The sequence below is a fragment of the Bacillus sp. UNC438CL73TsuS30 genome (assembly GCF_000482325.1).
In the GTDB taxonomy this organism is placed as follows: Bacteria; Bacillota; Bacilli; order Bacillales; family Cytobacillaceae; genus Neobacillus.
Genome location: NZ_AXVA01000005.1, coordinates 146340 through 160493, shown reverse-complemented (window position 1 = coordinate 160493; position 14154 = coordinate 146340). Strand labels below are relative to the sequence as shown.

The 14154-nt window shown below is 37.5% G+C and carries 13 protein-coding genes; 1 reads left to right on the top strand and 12 read right to left on the bottom strand.

Features of this window, described 5'->3' with window-relative positions; translation table 11 throughout:
* Positions 1-105: 105 nt before the first annotated feature.
* The 11 genes from coaE to M028_RS0100860 all read right to left on the bottom strand — a co-directional run bounded on the left by coaE (position 106) and on the right by M028_RS0100860 (position 12442).
* Complete coding sequence (gene coaE, locus M028_RS0100910; RefSeq protein WP_026572224.1) at positions 106-708, bottom strand: dephospho-CoA kinase; 603 nt, start codon at positions 706-708, stop codon at positions 106-108.
* 22 nt (positions 709-730) lie between these two features.
* Positions 731-1366 carry a sporulation membrane protein YtaF gene (ytaF, locus tag M028_RS0100905; RefSeq protein ID WP_026572223.1) on the bottom strand — a complete coding sequence of 212 codons (636 nt, stop codon included), beginning with the start codon at positions 1364-1366 and terminating at the stop codon, positions 731-733.
* 90 nt (positions 1367-1456) lie between these two features.
* On the bottom strand, positions 1457-2284 hold the full coding sequence (mutM, locus tag M028_RS0100900) for a DNA-formamidopyrimidine glycosylase (RefSeq protein WP_026572222.1): 828 nt from the start codon (positions 2282-2284) through the stop codon (positions 1457-1459).
* 16 nt (positions 2285-2300) lie between these two features.
* Complete coding sequence (polA, locus tag M028_RS0100895) at positions 2301-4940, bottom strand: DNA polymerase I (RefSeq protein ID WP_026572221.1); 2640 nt, start codon at positions 4938-4940, stop codon at positions 2301-2303.
* A 277-nt stretch (positions 4941-5217) separates the two neighbouring features.
* Entirely contained in the window at positions 5218-6633 is a 1416-nt protein-coding gene (gene pnpS / locus M028_RS0100890; RefSeq protein WP_026572220.1) for a two-component system histidine kinase PnpS, read from the bottom strand.
* Entirely contained in the window at positions 6630-7343 is a 714-nt protein-coding gene (locus M028_RS0100885; protein ID WP_026572219.1) for a response regulator transcription factor, read from the bottom strand. Before M028_RS0100885 ends, pnpS begins: the two co-directional genes overlap by 4 nt.
* A gap of 162 nt (positions 7344-7505) precedes the next feature.
* On the bottom strand, positions 7506-7982 hold the full coding sequence (locus tag M028_RS0100880; RefSeq protein WP_026572218.1) for a MaoC/PaaZ C-terminal domain-containing protein: 477 nt from the start codon (positions 7980-7982) through the stop codon (positions 7506-7508).
* 78 nt (positions 7983-8060) lie between these two features.
* On the bottom strand, positions 8061-8999 hold the full coding sequence (mdh, locus tag M028_RS0100875; protein WP_026572217.1) for a malate dehydrogenase: 939 nt from the start codon (positions 8997-8999) through the stop codon (positions 8061-8063).
* 93 nt (positions 9000-9092) lie between these two features.
* Positions 9093-10361, bottom strand: coding sequence for an NADP-dependent isocitrate dehydrogenase (gene icd, locus M028_RS0100870; RefSeq protein WP_026572216.1), 1269 nt, complete (start codon positions 10359-10361; stop codon positions 9093-9095).
* Positions 10362-10504: 143 nt separating this feature from the next.
* Entirely contained in the window at positions 10505-11623 is a 1119-nt protein-coding gene (citZ, locus tag M028_RS0100865; RefSeq protein ID WP_026572215.1) for a citrate synthase, read from the bottom strand.
* A gap of 357 nt (positions 11624-11980) precedes the next feature.
* Positions 11981-12442: a DUF441 domain-containing protein gene (locus M028_RS0100860; RefSeq protein ID WP_026572214.1), complete on the bottom strand. Its 462-nt coding sequence runs from the start codon at positions 12440-12442 to the stop codon at positions 11981-11983.
* A 146-nt stretch (positions 12443-12588) separates the two neighbouring features.
* Here M028_RS0100860 and ytvI point away from each other — a divergent pair, with 146 nt between their 5' ends.
* Positions 12589-13704 (top strand): sporulation integral membrane protein YtvI, encoded by a 1116-nt coding sequence (gene ytvI / locus M028_RS0100855; protein WP_026572213.1) that lies wholly within the window; start codon positions 12589-12591, stop codon positions 13702-13704.
* 30 nt (positions 13705-13734) lie between these two features.
* Here ytvI and M028_RS0100850 read toward each other — a convergent pair whose 3' ends face one another.
* On the bottom strand, positions 13735-14121 hold the full coding sequence (locus M028_RS0100850) for an FxsA family protein (RefSeq protein WP_026572212.1): 387 nt from the start codon (positions 14119-14121) through the stop codon (positions 13735-13737).
* Between the last annotated feature and the right edge of the window lie 33 nt (positions 14122-14154).

Here is a 14154-nt window from a genome sequence, read left to right as displayed (position 1 = left end):
TTTTTCAGATAATTCATCCAGGTGGAAATCCCTTGATTTAACGCTAAAAACTAGCGATTCCAATAAAAAAAGAGAAGGGGAATCCCTTCTCAAATAGGTTATACATTATAGATTTTCTCCCCATCTAGCTAAAACTTCAAGGAGTTGTTTTTTTGTTTCAATTAGTGTGCCATTATTATTGAGGACTGCATCGGCCAGTTTTACTTTTTCTGCAAGCGGCATTTGTGAATGGATCCTAGCCTCCGCTTCATCCATCGTTAGCTGATTTCTCTCCATCAACCTCTGGAGCTGAACCTCAAGTTCTACATAAACAAGAATTGTTTTTTGGACCATATAGGTTAGCTTGCTCTCAAATAATAATGGGATATCAAGAACGACGATTTTTTCCTGATTCGAAATGGCCGCTTCCATTTGCTGTCTCATTCGTTTTCGTACTTCGGGATGAACAATCTCATTTAAGAGCTGTCGCTTATCTTCATGGTGAAAAATAATCGAACCTAATTTTTGACGATCAATTTCTTCATTCGGAAGTAAAATATCGCTGCCGAAGGATTCAATAATTTTGTTATAGGCAGGTTCTCCTTTTTCCACTGCAAGGCGTGCTTCGATATCTGCATCAATAACGGTGATATCCATTTCCTTAAACATATTGGACACCGTGCTTTTTCCACTGGCGATTCCGCCTGTTAATCCAATAACTAGTGACATTCTCTGATCCTTTCTACGTTCATCATAATTTCCATATTCCAATTAAGATTAACATTACCCCCGGTAAGAAGGTAAATTTCTGAATCCATTCATATTTGTGAAAGAATGTTCCAATTTTAATTCCAAAAAGGACAAAGGATGGGCTCATAATTGCTACCGCTATCGCTAAATAGTAAGGGGAGAACCCGAGCATAGCAGCCCCAATTCCTGCACCAAATGAATCTAATGACAAAGCAAACCCGAGCGCTAATGCCTCAATTCCTGTAATGGTACCAGATTGGTCAAAATCGGCAGACATTGGTTTTTTCAAAATATTTATGGCTAAACCGAGAGAGCGAATTTCAAAATTCACAATTGTTTTTTCTTGTTTTTGAACTTCTTTCTCTTTTTCCGGCCGAAAATATTGATATATGACTCCTGCACCCAAAGCAATAAGAATGAATCCCCCAAGCCCTGCCGTTATACTTGGTGATAATATTTTCGCAAGACCATGTCCGATTGACACAGCGAGCAATAAAGATAATCCCGCACAGCTAGCAATGATAAGAACTGATTTAACCGGCATGACCATTTTTCTTAATCCATAGGTAAATCCAACGCTAAAGCTGTCGAGACTAAGAGCAAGAGCTAGTAAGAGAAGTGAGAACAATTGAACCATTGATTTAGGGCTCCTTCCTGTCAATCACTACGATAGTATATGGAAGGAGCCTATCCTATGTGTGCCTTTAAACCGGCTTTTACTTCATGATTAAATCTTTTGGCAGCTTGGACAAAAATGTGTTCCGCGGCCGCCGACCGTTATTTTTTCAAGCGGTGTACCGCATCGTTTACACGCTTCGCCTTTGCGTCCATAGGCATATAATTCAAGCTGAAACATGCCAATCTCTCCTTGAGAGTTGACATAAGAACGTATTGTACTTCCGCCCTTTTTCACTGCTTCACTTAACGTATGAATAATTTCTTGATGAAGAATTGTGGTTTCTTCTTCAGTCAATGTATTCGCAATACGTTCCGGATGAATACCTGCCCGGAAAAGGGCTTCATCTACATATATATTTCCAAGCCCAACGAGGACCTTTTGATCTAAAAGTGCCGGTTTTACTTTCCTTGTTGTCTTTTTTAACATCTCGCTTAAATAATCTCTTGTAAAGGTTTCATCAAAGGGCTCTGGCCCAAGATCAAATAATGGCGGCCGGAAAAATTCTTCCCCTTTTTTATATAAATGCATGGTTCCAAATTTACGAACATCACGATACCTTAAATCGGTTTCATCGCTAAAATGAAAAATCACATGGGTATGCTTATCATAAGGCTCACTTTTTGGATAAAGTCCGTATTTTCCTTCCATCCTTAAATGGGAAACTAGCGCATAATGGTCGGTATACAGGATTAAAAATTTCCCTCTTCTCCCCACATCCATAATGGTTTCCCCTTTTAGCGCATCAATGAATTGCTCGATTTCTACAGGATTTTTAATGATTTTCGGCCAATGGACTATGATATCTTTTATTTCCTTATGAAGAACTAAATTTTTTAACGTTTTTCGCACCGTTTCGACTTCTGGAAGTTCAGGCATTCAAATTCACCTCATTTTACTTGGCATCAAACCAGGTCGGTCCATATGCATAGTCTACTTTTAATGGCACCTTCAGTTCCAGCGCATGTTCCATTACTTCCGGTACCAACGTTTTTAAAATTTCAATCTCATCCTGTGGTGCCTCGAAGATCAATTCATCATGGACCTGAAGCAATAGCCTTGTTTTTAAGTTATGCCCTTTTAGTGCTGCATCCATCTCAATCATGGCTTTTTTAATAATATCAGCTGCACTCCCTTGAATCGGGGTGTTCATCGCCGTTCTTTCTGCAAAGCTGCGAATATTAAAGTTACGGCTGGTGATTTCAGGGATATATCTTCTACGCTGCAATAATGTCGAAACATATCCCTTTTGTTTTGCCAGTTTAATGATATCATCCATATAATCCTTGACACCCGGATAGCTGTTAAGATAACGTTCAATAAATTTTCCGGCCTCTTTACGGGTAATTCCTAATCCCTGTGATAAACCATAATCACTTATTCCATAAACAATTCCAAAATTTACGGCCTTTGCCTGACGTCTCATATTAGAGGTGACCTCATCCGCACTGACATGAAATACTTCCATCGCGGTTTTCGTATGAATATCAAGGTCTTCTTTAAAGGCTTGAATCAGTTTAGCATCACCGGCAATATCCGCTAAGACACGCAATTCAATCTGCGAATAATCCGCAGCAAAAATCACCCAGTCTTTTTCGGATGGAACGAAGGCCTGCCGAATTTTTCGTCCTTCTTCCAAACGAATTGGAATGTTTTGCAGGTTCGGATCAATAGAACTTAGTCTTCCTGTCGCGGTTAAGGTTTGTTGAAATCTTGTATGGACCTTACTATTTTCAGGATTAATGACCTTAAGTAACCCTTCAATATAGGTTGACTGTAACTTACCTAATTGCCTGTAAAGAAGAATATATTCAATGATTTCATGATCAGGCGCCAGTTTTTCTAATACATCCGCAGAGGTTGAATATCCCGTTTTCGTTTTCTTGAATGAAGGCAGCCCCAGTTTCTCAAATAGGATAATCCCTAATTGTTTAGGAGAATTAATGTTAAACTTCTCACCTGCTAATTCATGGATGACCTTTTCGATGTCGATTAGACGGTCGTTAATCTCCTGCCCCATCAACTGCAGCTGCTCGCTGTCCACCTTTATCCCACACGCCTCCATGTCTGCTAAAATAAGCGATAACGGCATCTCAAGATCAGTGAACAATTCATATTGTTCATTTTGTATTAAATCATGTTCCAGTTTTTCCTTTAAAACAGACATTGCCAAGCTTTTTCTTACTAAATGGTCCGCAAGCAGCTGGGTATCGGGAATTTTCCGTTTAGCTCCTTTTCCATAAAAGGATTCATCAGATTGGATATTATGTACATCATTTCTTTTCGCGATGGATGCAAGATCTTCAATACTTTCAGTCGGGTTGATGATGTAGGAGGCAATCAAAGTATCAAAGTCGACACCTTTTAAATGAATCCCATATCTTCTTAAAGAAACCTCTGAACGTTTTGCATCATATACCGTTTTCTTTTTATTTTCATCCTCTGCCCATTTTTTAAATTCCTCAGATTTTGTCGCCAATTCCGTTGGAAAATAAAAATTCCCGTTTTCATTTACCAATGAAAAACCGATAATGTCAGCATAATGGTAATTGTCATCGAGCATTTCCACATAGAAATAATTATCATCGGCAAATAAATCTGCAGTAATTTCTTCCCGAATCTGAAACTCAATCTCTTCCATATCATGCTGAACTTCATCTACTTCAGACTCTCCGAGTTTATCCAGCAATGAATTAAAACCTAATTCTTTAAAAAAGGCCACCACTTTTTCTCTGGTAAACCCTTCGTAGGAAATTTCATCTAGTTTTATTTCGACCGGAGCCTTTCTTTCAATCGTTGCTAATTCTTTGCTCATTAACGCTTGGTCTTTAAATTCTTCAAGCTTTTCCTGCAGTTTTTTACCGCTGACTTGCCCGATAGAATCCAGCAGATTTTCAAGTGTTGAAAATTCCTTAAGTAATTTAATTGCCGTTTTTTCACCTACTCCCGGTACTCCCGGGATATTATCAGATGGATCGCCCATTAAACCCTTCATATCGATAATTTGCCCAGGGGTTAGACCATATTTTTCTTGGATATGCTCTGGAGTATATTCTTCAATATCTGTAATCCCTTTACGGGTAATTCCGACTGTAGTGTTATTCGAAGAGAGTTGTGTTAGATCCTTATCTCCGGAGATTACTTTTACATCATAACCATTCTCTTCAGCATTTAGTGAGAGTGTGCCGATAATATCATCTGCCTCATAATTGTTGAGTTCATAACGTGAAATCCCATAGGCATCTAACAGTTCACGGATAAACGGAAATTGCTCTGATAATTCTGGAGGTGTTTTTTGCCTGCCCCCCTTATATTCCTCAAACGTTTTGTGACGAAAGGTCGTTTTTCCGGCATCAAAGGCAACGAGGATATGGGTCGGTTGTTCATCATCAATAATCTTCATCAGCATCATGGTAAAACCATATACTGCATTTGTATGAATTCCTTTATCATTATTCAGTAGCGGCAACGCAAAAAATGCCCGGTAGGCGATACTATTCCCGTCTATTAATACTAGCTTTTTCTGCTCCATCAGAAACCTCCTCATATTACACTTATAAACGATTATGTATGATCTTTATAGATAAATTAATTTCCTTTTCTTATTCTATCATGACTGGAAAAAGAAAAGAAAATAACGTTGACTTCGCAAAAAAAAGAAAAGGTGAAAGCGGGGTAACTTTCACCTTTTCTTTGGTTCCCTTGGATTGGGGGCTTGTACAATTATCATATAACAACAATGTTAACTAAATATATAGAAACTATTAAGTTTATGTAAATTTATTACACCAACCAATCCAAGGCTACTTTCACTATTTACTAAATTCGATAATAAATTCACTGCCTTCGCCTACACTACTTCTTACACTAATCGTTCCATGGTGAGCTTCAACTAAATGCTTCACGATGGCTAATCCTAGACCAGTTCCGCCGGAATTCCTGCTTCGAGCACGGTCTACACGGTAAAAACGCTCAAATATCCGAGGAATTTCATCCTTTTCAATTCCCACTCCAGAATCTTTCACATGAATTCGAACATTCTTTCCATGTTCTAGTAAAATGACCTTAACCTCTCCTTCAGGAGGTGTATAGGTAATCGCATTTGCAATCAAATTAATAAACACTTGTTTTAATCGATTCAAATCGCCCTTAATCAATACCTGTTCCTGGTTTGGATAAAAATCAATGTTCATTTTCTTTTCTTGAGCTTTTCCACTCAACATTGTAATCACTTCATTAAGTAATAATTTCAAATCTACTTCTTGCAAAGCCAATTTAAATCCTTGCTGTTCAATTTTTGATAAGTCCAATAAATCCTGAATCAGCGTTTGCAGCCTGTCACTTTCCTTTAAAATAATCGAGAGGAAAGCTTCCAATGTTTCTTGATTGTTCATCGCCCCATCTAAAAGTGTTTCAGTGAATCCTTTGATTGATGTGACCGGTGTTTTTAATTCATGCGAAACATTGGCAACAAAATCCTTACGCATTTGTTCAAGTTTTTTTATTTCTGTTATATCATGAAAAGCCAGCAAGATGCCTTTCCAAGCATTGTTTTTACCAATGATTGGCACCCCGTAGACATCAAAGTACTTTCTTTCAATAAATAATGGAAGCAGCATTTGTTTTCTAATCTTTTGCTCAGTTCTGAAAACCTCTGTAACCAAATTACAGATTTCTTCATGGTCCATCACTTCAAAATAACGTTTAAACAAATAATCTGCAGGATCTACATGAAATATTTCACTATAGCCCCGATTTATCAAATTTATAAAACCACGGCTATCAATTAAAATTAAGCCTGCTCCAATATTTTCAATCAAAGCCGTCAAACGATCCTGCTGCATTTCCTTAGATTTAACCATTTCTTCAATGTTTTTTGCCAAAATATTTATCGACTGGTTAAGCATTCCTGTTTCGTTAAATCCACCCACAGTAGTCCTTGCCCGATAATTTCCTTTGGCAAGTTCCATTGCCACTTGTGTAGCAGCTTCAATCGGTTTCGTGTATCTTGCTGTAATCAAATATCCAAGAAAAAGAATGATGAGTAAAATAATTCCCAGGCTAAATAATAAAATCCACCCATATTGTCCATATTCCTGTTTTAGCTGGTAAAATGAATCAGAATAATACCCTTTAAATAACTGACTAACCATTATCCCTAATCCAGTTAAGACAATCACTATGGTAACAATTAGTGCAATTAGAAGCCTTTTACGAAAATTTGTCATTCTCCTTTTGGCCCCTCCATTTTATACCCCAGTCCGCGAATGGTTTTGATATAGATTGGCTTCTTGGTATCATCTTCAATTTTTTCCCTTAAATGCGATATATGGACATCGACAATCCTGGTATCCCCGGCAAAATCATAATTCCAGACGGCACTTAATAATTGATCACGGGTTAAAACCCTTCCACTATTTTGTGCAAGATGCAGCAAAAGTTCAAACTCCTTTAATGTTAGCTCTAATCGTACCCCTCGAAAATAAGCTTCATGTTTTTCTGAATAAATTTTTAAATCCCCGATTACAATTTGCTCGATATCTTTTGTATTTTCATTATTTTCAGGCTGTACTTGTGTTCTTCTTAGAATTGCTTTCACTCTAGCAATTACTTCTCTTGGGCTGAATGGCTTAATCATATAGTCATCTGCACCCAATTCAAGGCCCAAAATTTTATCAAATTCATCATCTTTTGCCGTTAACATTAGAATAGGGGTCATGACTTTGTTTTGGCGAAGCTGTTTGCAAACATCCATTCCATCTAGTTTGGGCAGCATAAGGTCTAAAATGATGATATCAGGCGACTCTGTTTCAGCTAATCTTTTTCCCTCTTCACCATCCATTGCTGTAAGACACTCGAAACCAGCCTGCTCAAAATTATATTGAAGCAAGGTTACAATTGATTGCTCATCATCCACAACAAGTACTTTATTTTTCATAAAATCCTCCGCTTTTATATAAATTTGCCCCTATTTTATTGTCCTATCCAAGTTTCCAATTTTCATTATAATATAAACCTTATAGAAATTCCTTCAATAACCTTTAGCCTCGGCAAAAAGAAAAAAGGAAATGTGCAGACCACATTCCCTTAGCTGTTCCTATTAAAAGTTTTCCAATGCCTGTCCATCCAAACCTTCGAGCGGGTATGGCGGACATACCTTTACTTTTCCTTGGATGACCACTTCATTTTTTTCATTGTGACCCAATACATGAATCATGACAAAATGATTGGGTTGATTTACTTCGATTACCTCAAATAAAAAATGAACGGTTCCATAATGGTAAACCGGTTTCGGAAACTCAATTTCCTGACTTAGAATATGACTTCCGGGACCTGGTAAATACTTAGAAATAGCAGAAGTGATGATTCCAGTCAGCATTATAACCGGGACAATTGGTTTTTTAAACGGTGTTTGTGTTGCATAGTCATGTTGAATATAAAGGGGATTGGCATCATCTGTTAATCCTAAATAGAGTAATAGGTCTTTATCTTCAATTTTTTCCGTCAGTGATAATTTTTCTCCGACGGTCATTTCTTTAATTTTCCGGCCCAGTTTTCTCTTTTTTCCTAAAAGCATTTAATCTCCCCTTTATGTAAACGGTTTCAATGATAACTAGAAAAAAATTCGGGGCATTAACCCCGAATTTCAAAATTATTAAGCTAGTACACCCATAACATTGCGTACAGATTCAGCAGATTTATCTAATGCTGCTTTTTCGTCAGCAGTTAATTCAAGTTCAATAATTTTTTCAATTCCATTTGCACCAAGGATAGTTGGTACGCCAAGGTAGATTCCATCATATCCAAATTCACCTTCAAGGTATGCGATAGAAGGAATTACGCGGCGCTGGTCTTTCAGAATCGTTTCACACATTTCCACTAAAGAAGCCGCAGGAGCATAGTATGCACTGCCATTTCCAAGAAGGTTAACGATTTCACCGCCGCCTTTTCTTGTACGTTCAACAATTGCTTCTAAGCGATCTTTTGGAATTAATGTTTCAAGAGGAATACCGCCTGCATAGGAATAACGTACAAGTGGTACCATGTCATCCCCATGTCCTCCTAAAACAAAGCCTGTAATATCTTTTACAGAAAGGTTTAATTCTTGAGCAACGAATGTACGGAAACGAGCTGTATCAAGAACACCTGATTGGCCGATTACGCGATTTTTAGGAAAGCCAGATTCTTTAAAAACAGTGTAGGTCATTGCATCAACAGGGTTTGTTAAAACAACGATTGTACAATTTGGTGAATACTTTACAATCTCCTGTGTTACACTTTTCATTACTTTTTGGTTTGTTTGGACTAAATCATCGCGGCTCATGCCTGGTTTACGAGCTATACCGGCTGTAATAACCACGATATCCGAGTCAGCCGTATCTTCGTAATTGGAAGTGCCAGTGATGTTTGCATCAAAGCCTTGAACAGGACTTGCTTCAAGCATGTCTAATGCTTTTCCTTTAGTTGGATTTTCCATTTGAGGAATATCAACTAAAACCACATCTGCAAGTTCTTTTTGTGCAAGTAAGAATGCAGTAGTTGCTCCAGTGAAACCGCCGCCGATTACAGAAACCTTTTTACGTTTTAATGACATTTTGACTCTCCCCTTTTTTTAAAAAGTATAAAATCTAAAATGCATAACCAACAGGGGCTGTTTAAAAAACAGCCCTTAACTGAAGGAAATAACTTATTCCATATTTTTGATTAGCTCGTCGGCAAACTCAGATGTTTTTACTTCTGTTGCTCCGTCCATTAAACGGGCAAAGTCATATGTTACCACTTTAGAAGCAATGGATTTTTCCATTGATTTCGTGATCATATTCGCTGCTTCATTCCATCCTAAGTGTTCTAACATAAGAACACCTGATAAGATAACAGATGAAGGATTTACTTTATCAAGACCTGCATACTTTGGTGCAGTACCATGTGTTGCTTCGAAGATCGCGTGTCCTGTTACATAGTTAATGTTTGCTCCAGGTGCAATACCAATACCGCCGACTTGCGCTGCAAGAGCATCGGAGATATAATCACCATTTAAGTTCATTGTAGCAACAACATCAAATTCTTTAGGGCGAGTAAGGATTTGTTGTAAGAAGATGTCAGCAATTGCATCTTTCACAATAATTTTACCTGCAGCTTCAGCATCAGCCTGTGCTTTATTCGCAGCATCAGTGCCTTGTTCAGCTTTAATGCGGTCATATTGATTCCAAGTGAAGACTTTATCGCCAAATTCTGTTTCAGCCACTTCATAGCCCCAGTTTTTAAATGCGCCTTCAGTAAATTTCATGATATTACCTTTGTGCACAATTGTAAGAGATTTACGTCCCTCTTTAATAGTATAGTTAAGAGCTGCGCGGACAAGACGTTTTGTTCCTTCTTCAGAAATCGGCTTAATTCCAATACCTGAAGTTTCAGGGAATCTGATTTTCTTTACGCCCATTTCATTTTGAAGGAATTCAATCATTTTCTTAACTGCATCTGAACCTTTTTCATATTCAATACCAGCATAGATATCCTCAGTATTTTCACGGAAAATAACCATGTCTGTATCTTGAGGACGTTTAACTGGGGAAGGAACCCCTTCAAACCATCTTACTGGACGTAAGCATACAAATAAATCTAATTCTTGACGAAGTGCAACGTTTAATGAACGAATTCCACCGCCAACTGGTGTTGTTAATGGGCCTTTAATAGCAATTAAGTATTCATTGATTACATCAAGAGTTTCTGAAGGCAGCCATTCTCCTGTTTGATTGAATGCTTTCTCGCCTGCTAAAACTTCTTTCCATACAAGTTTGCGTTCACCCTTATAGGCTTTTTCTACCGCTGCATCTAATACGCGATACGAAGCTGCCCAGATATCAGGACCGGTACCGTCTCCTTCGATAAACGGAATAATTGGATTGTTTGGAACATTTAATACGCCATCTTTAACAGTAATTTTTTCGCCTTGCATAGATGTTTTCCCTCCTAATATGTATAACCGTCGGGTAAAAGTTTTATAACCCGTTTTCTAGGACCGAATCAAAGGTTAGAGCGTTACCCTAACCTTTTCCTACAATCCTATTACACCAATTTTTGAGCAAAAAGTAAAATAAATTATCCTCTTTGTTCAATTGGAATGTATTTTTGCATTCCAGGACCAGTATATTCAGCGCGCGGACGAATTAAGCGGTTGTTTTCATATTGCTCTAAAATATGAGCAAGCCATCCGGAAACACGGCTGACAGCAAAGATTGGTGTGAATAAATCATGATCAATACCAAGGCTGTGATAAACAGATGCTGAATAGAAGTCAACATTTGGCGGTAATTTCTTTTCGCCTGTAACAATGCCTTCAATTTTAACAGACATATCATACCAAAATGGTTCACCGGTAAGTTCTGTTAATTTCTTTGACATTTCCCTTAAGTGCTTTGCACGCGGATCTCCTTGGCGGTATACTCTGTGACCAAAGCCCATGATTTTTTCTTTTTTCTCCAGCTTGCCGCGAATATATGGTTCAACATTTTCAATTGTACCAATATCAGTAAGCATCTTCATAACGGCTTCATTTGCTCCACCATGGAGCGGGCCTTTTAATGCTCCGATTGCAGCTGTAACTCCGGAGTATACATCTGATAATGTAGCCACACAAACTCGTGCAGTAAAGGTAGAGGCATTTAATTCATGGTCTGCATGTAAAACAAGTGCTTTATTAATTGCTTCAACGGCAATTGGCTTAGGCTCATTTCCTGTTAACATGTAAAGAAAATTAGCCGCAAAGCTTAAATCCTTTTTTGGTGCAACAGGTTCTAGACCCTTTCTAACCCTCGCAAATGTTGCTACAATTGTAGGCATCTTTGCTTGCAGACGAACCGCTTTTTTATAGTTTGCTTCTTCATTCATTACATCGGCTTCATCATCATATAACCCTAATAGAGAAACGGCTGAGCGGAGTGCTGCCATTGGATGAACCTTTTGAATTGGATACATTTTGAAATGTTCGATTACTTCTTGAGGAAGTGCTGCATTTTCAGAAAGTTCTTTTTTAAGCTCTTTCAATTGCTCTGCTGTCGGCAGCTGACGATGCCACAACAAATAAATAACTTCTTCAAAACTAGCATTTTTTGCTAAATCATCAATGTCATAACCCACGTATGTTAGTGTGTCATCGATAATTGAGCTGATGGAGGAAGTTGTTGCTACAATCCCCTCAAGTCCACGTGTTACCGTCATCGTAAATCTCTCCTTTGCTTTCTAAAATTCCCCATTACCCATTTGTTTATTATATCTTTCAATAAAAGTTAGCTAAAGCTATCCTGGATGAAAAAGAATAAAAATGGTTGTATTTCCCATTCATTGTGTTACCCATCTCACGCATATTTCCAATAGATTGAAATAGAGTGAGCGCTTGCTCGGAAAAAAACAAAATCTTTCCTTCATAATAAATTGCTTATTATAAAGGTATTTTATCATATATGAGTGAGATATGTAAAAAAGGATACGCTTACACGTACTATTATAAACAATTATCAGAGTTTTGTGAATGAGAAGGACTTGAAAAAATAGAAAAATATTATTTTTACAAAATTTCTAAGTAAAAAAATCAACAACTTTCATCACTGTATAGGCAATACCTGCTCCAATAAGCGGTCCCACCGCCACACCTTTAAAAATTGAAACGGATAAAATGGTTCCTAATACAAGTGCTGTTGTAATTTGAGGATCATTCGCAAGTAGTGATACCCCCCCTTTTGCTAATAAGGCAACGGCCATACCGGAGATAAGGGCAATCCAGGCAAAGGAGGATTTAAATGCGCCAGTTAAATCCTTAAAACCAATTTCTCCACTTGCAATCGGAGCAAGTACTGCAATTGTAATAATTGTAACACCCCAATTGATTCCTTTCGATTGCAGCATGGTGAACGATTTTGTCCCTAATCCGCTAAATTTTAGTAAAAGCAAAACTGCAATCGCAACCATTAAGGAGTTATTTTTAGCTATAAAACCGATTCCAAGTAATAACAATAAAAATAATAATGATTGACTCATCATTTGTTGTGCACCCCCCAATATAAATATATCAGTATAACATTGTAAAAAGGTCCTTAAAAATAAGATTGGAAAAATATGCAGTTTCAATCAAAAATGTTAAAATATATCTAATTAAAAATAGATCATTCTAGAGAGGAGGTTTAAGCTTGAATCTAAAGTATTTATATAGAACGTTAAGATTCCTTTTAGTAGTAGGAATTGTGGTTCTTGGATTTTTATCTTTTTATTATGTATCAAAGGTTACCTATCCATTTCTAATTGGGCTCGTGATTGCTTTTATGATTAATCCTTTGGTTAATATATTGGAGAAAAAAGCAAAAATGCCAAGGGTACTTGCTGTTTTCCTATCGTTAATCTTTATTTTTGCTCTATTTGCGGGATTGATTACATTATTAGTTGCAGAAATTGTTTCTGGAGCAAATTACCTTGCCGCAGTAGTACCGGAACATCTCGATACATTAATTGATTATATTGAAAAAGTCGTCACCGCCCAGATTATTCCCTTCTATAATCAATTAACGAGTGTTTTTAACAAGCTTGATGCCGGACAGCAGGATACCATTATCGGAAATATTCAAAATGTAGGGAAGAATATAGGTACTACTGTCGGTTCATTCATCCAAAACCTTTTCGGGATTATTCCTAATATTTTATCATGGTTTCCAACTGCCGCTACCGTCTTAATCTTTTCTTTACTGGCAACCTTCTTTATCAGCAAAGATTGGTATCGTCTGTCAGCCCTTGGTGGAAAATTATTACCTGAAAAAGCAAAGTCCAGTGGTAAAACTGTTTTTATCGATTTAAAGAAAGCCTTATTTGGATTTATCAAAGCACAATTAACCCTCATTTCCATCACTACTGTTATTATTTTAATCGGATTACTTATCCTTCGTGTCGATTATGCAATCACGATTGCGCTCGTCACTGGGATTGTCGATGTACTTCCTTATCTAGGGACAGGGGCTGTTTTTGTTCCATGGATTATTTATGAGGTCATTTCCGGAGATACAGGACTTGCTATTGGGTTAGGTGTCCTATATGTGATTGTTTTAGCCCAAAGACAGATTATGGAGCCGAAAATACTATCTTCTAATATTGGTCTTGATCCGTTAGCAACCCTAATTGCTTTATTCGTCGGATTTAAATTAATTGGGTTTTTGGGACTAATTCTTGGACCCGTTACCCTTGTCATTATCAGTACACTTTACCGTGCAAATGTCTTCCATGATTTATGGGGATTCATTGTGGGAAAAGAAGCATAAAAAAACGTCAGCTCCGCTGCTGACGTTTTTTTATTTTATTATTTTAATATTGCCTTTATTAATCCATTTGCGGAGCGAATTTTTCATTAAGAATTTAAATAGTTTTCTAGTTGGAGGGAAAAGCATGAGAAATCCTAAGATATCGGTAATAAATCCGGGTGTAAGAAGGAGTGTTCCTCCAATCAGAATACACACACCATCTAGTACTGATTCACCAGGAATCTGTCCGTGGCGCAGCTGTTCCTGTGCTCTTCGAATGGTTTGTAGTCCTTCTTTTTTGGCTAAATAGGCACCAAGGACGCCTGTTAAAAGGATAAAGAGAAGTGTTGGTAATACTCCAATCGTTTTGCCTGAAAAAAGAAGTAGTCCAATATCTGCTGCCGGTATAATGATAATCAATAAAAATAAGTAACGCATTTTCCCTCTCCCCCCTAATACCTAATAAGACAA

What these genes read in the sequence shown, in the direction of transcription:
- M028_RS0100860 (WP_026572214.1), bottom strand. Translation starts at nt 12,442, where the DNA reads ATGATGAGTCAATCATTATTATTTTTATTGTTATTACTTGGAATCGGT.
- icd (WP_026572216.1), bottom strand. Translation starts at nt 10,361, where the DNA reads ATGCAAGGCGAAAAAATTACTGTTAAAGATGGCGTATTAAATGTTCCA.
- M028_RS0100850 (WP_026572212.1), bottom strand. Translation starts at nt 14,121, where the DNA reads ATGCGTTACTTATTTTTATTGATTATCATTATACCGGCAGCAGATATT.
- mutM (WP_026572222.1), bottom strand. Translation starts at nt 2,284, where the DNA reads ATGCCTGAACTTCCAGAAGTCGAAACGGTGCGAAAAACGTTAAAAAAT.
- ytaF (WP_026572223.1), bottom strand. Translation starts at nt 1,366, where the DNA reads ATGGTTCAATTGTTCTCACTTCTCTTACTAGCTCTTGCTCTTAGTCTC.
- citZ (WP_026572215.1), bottom strand. Translation starts at nt 11,623, where the DNA reads ATGACGGTAACACGTGGACTTGAGGGGATTGTAGCAACAACTTCCTCC.
- M028_RS0100885 (WP_026572219.1), bottom strand. Translation starts at nt 7,343, where the DNA reads ATGAAAAATAAAGTACTTGTTGTGGATGATGAGCAATCAATTGTAACC.
- pnpS (WP_026572220.1), bottom strand. Translation starts at nt 6,633, where the DNA reads ATGACAAATTTTCGTAAAAGGCTTCTAATTGCACTAATTGTTACCATA.
- coaE (WP_026572224.1), bottom strand. Translation starts at nt 708, where the DNA reads ATGTCACTAGTTATTGGATTAACAGGCGGAATCGCCAGTGGAAAAAGC.
- mdh (WP_026572217.1), bottom strand. Translation starts at nt 8,999, where the DNA reads ATGTCATTAAAACGTAAAAAGGTTTCTGTAATCGGCGGCGGTTTCACT.
- M028_RS0100880 (WP_026572218.1), bottom strand. Translation starts at nt 7,982, where the DNA reads ATGCTTTTAGGAAAAAAGAGAAAACTGGGCCGGAAAATTAAAGAAATG.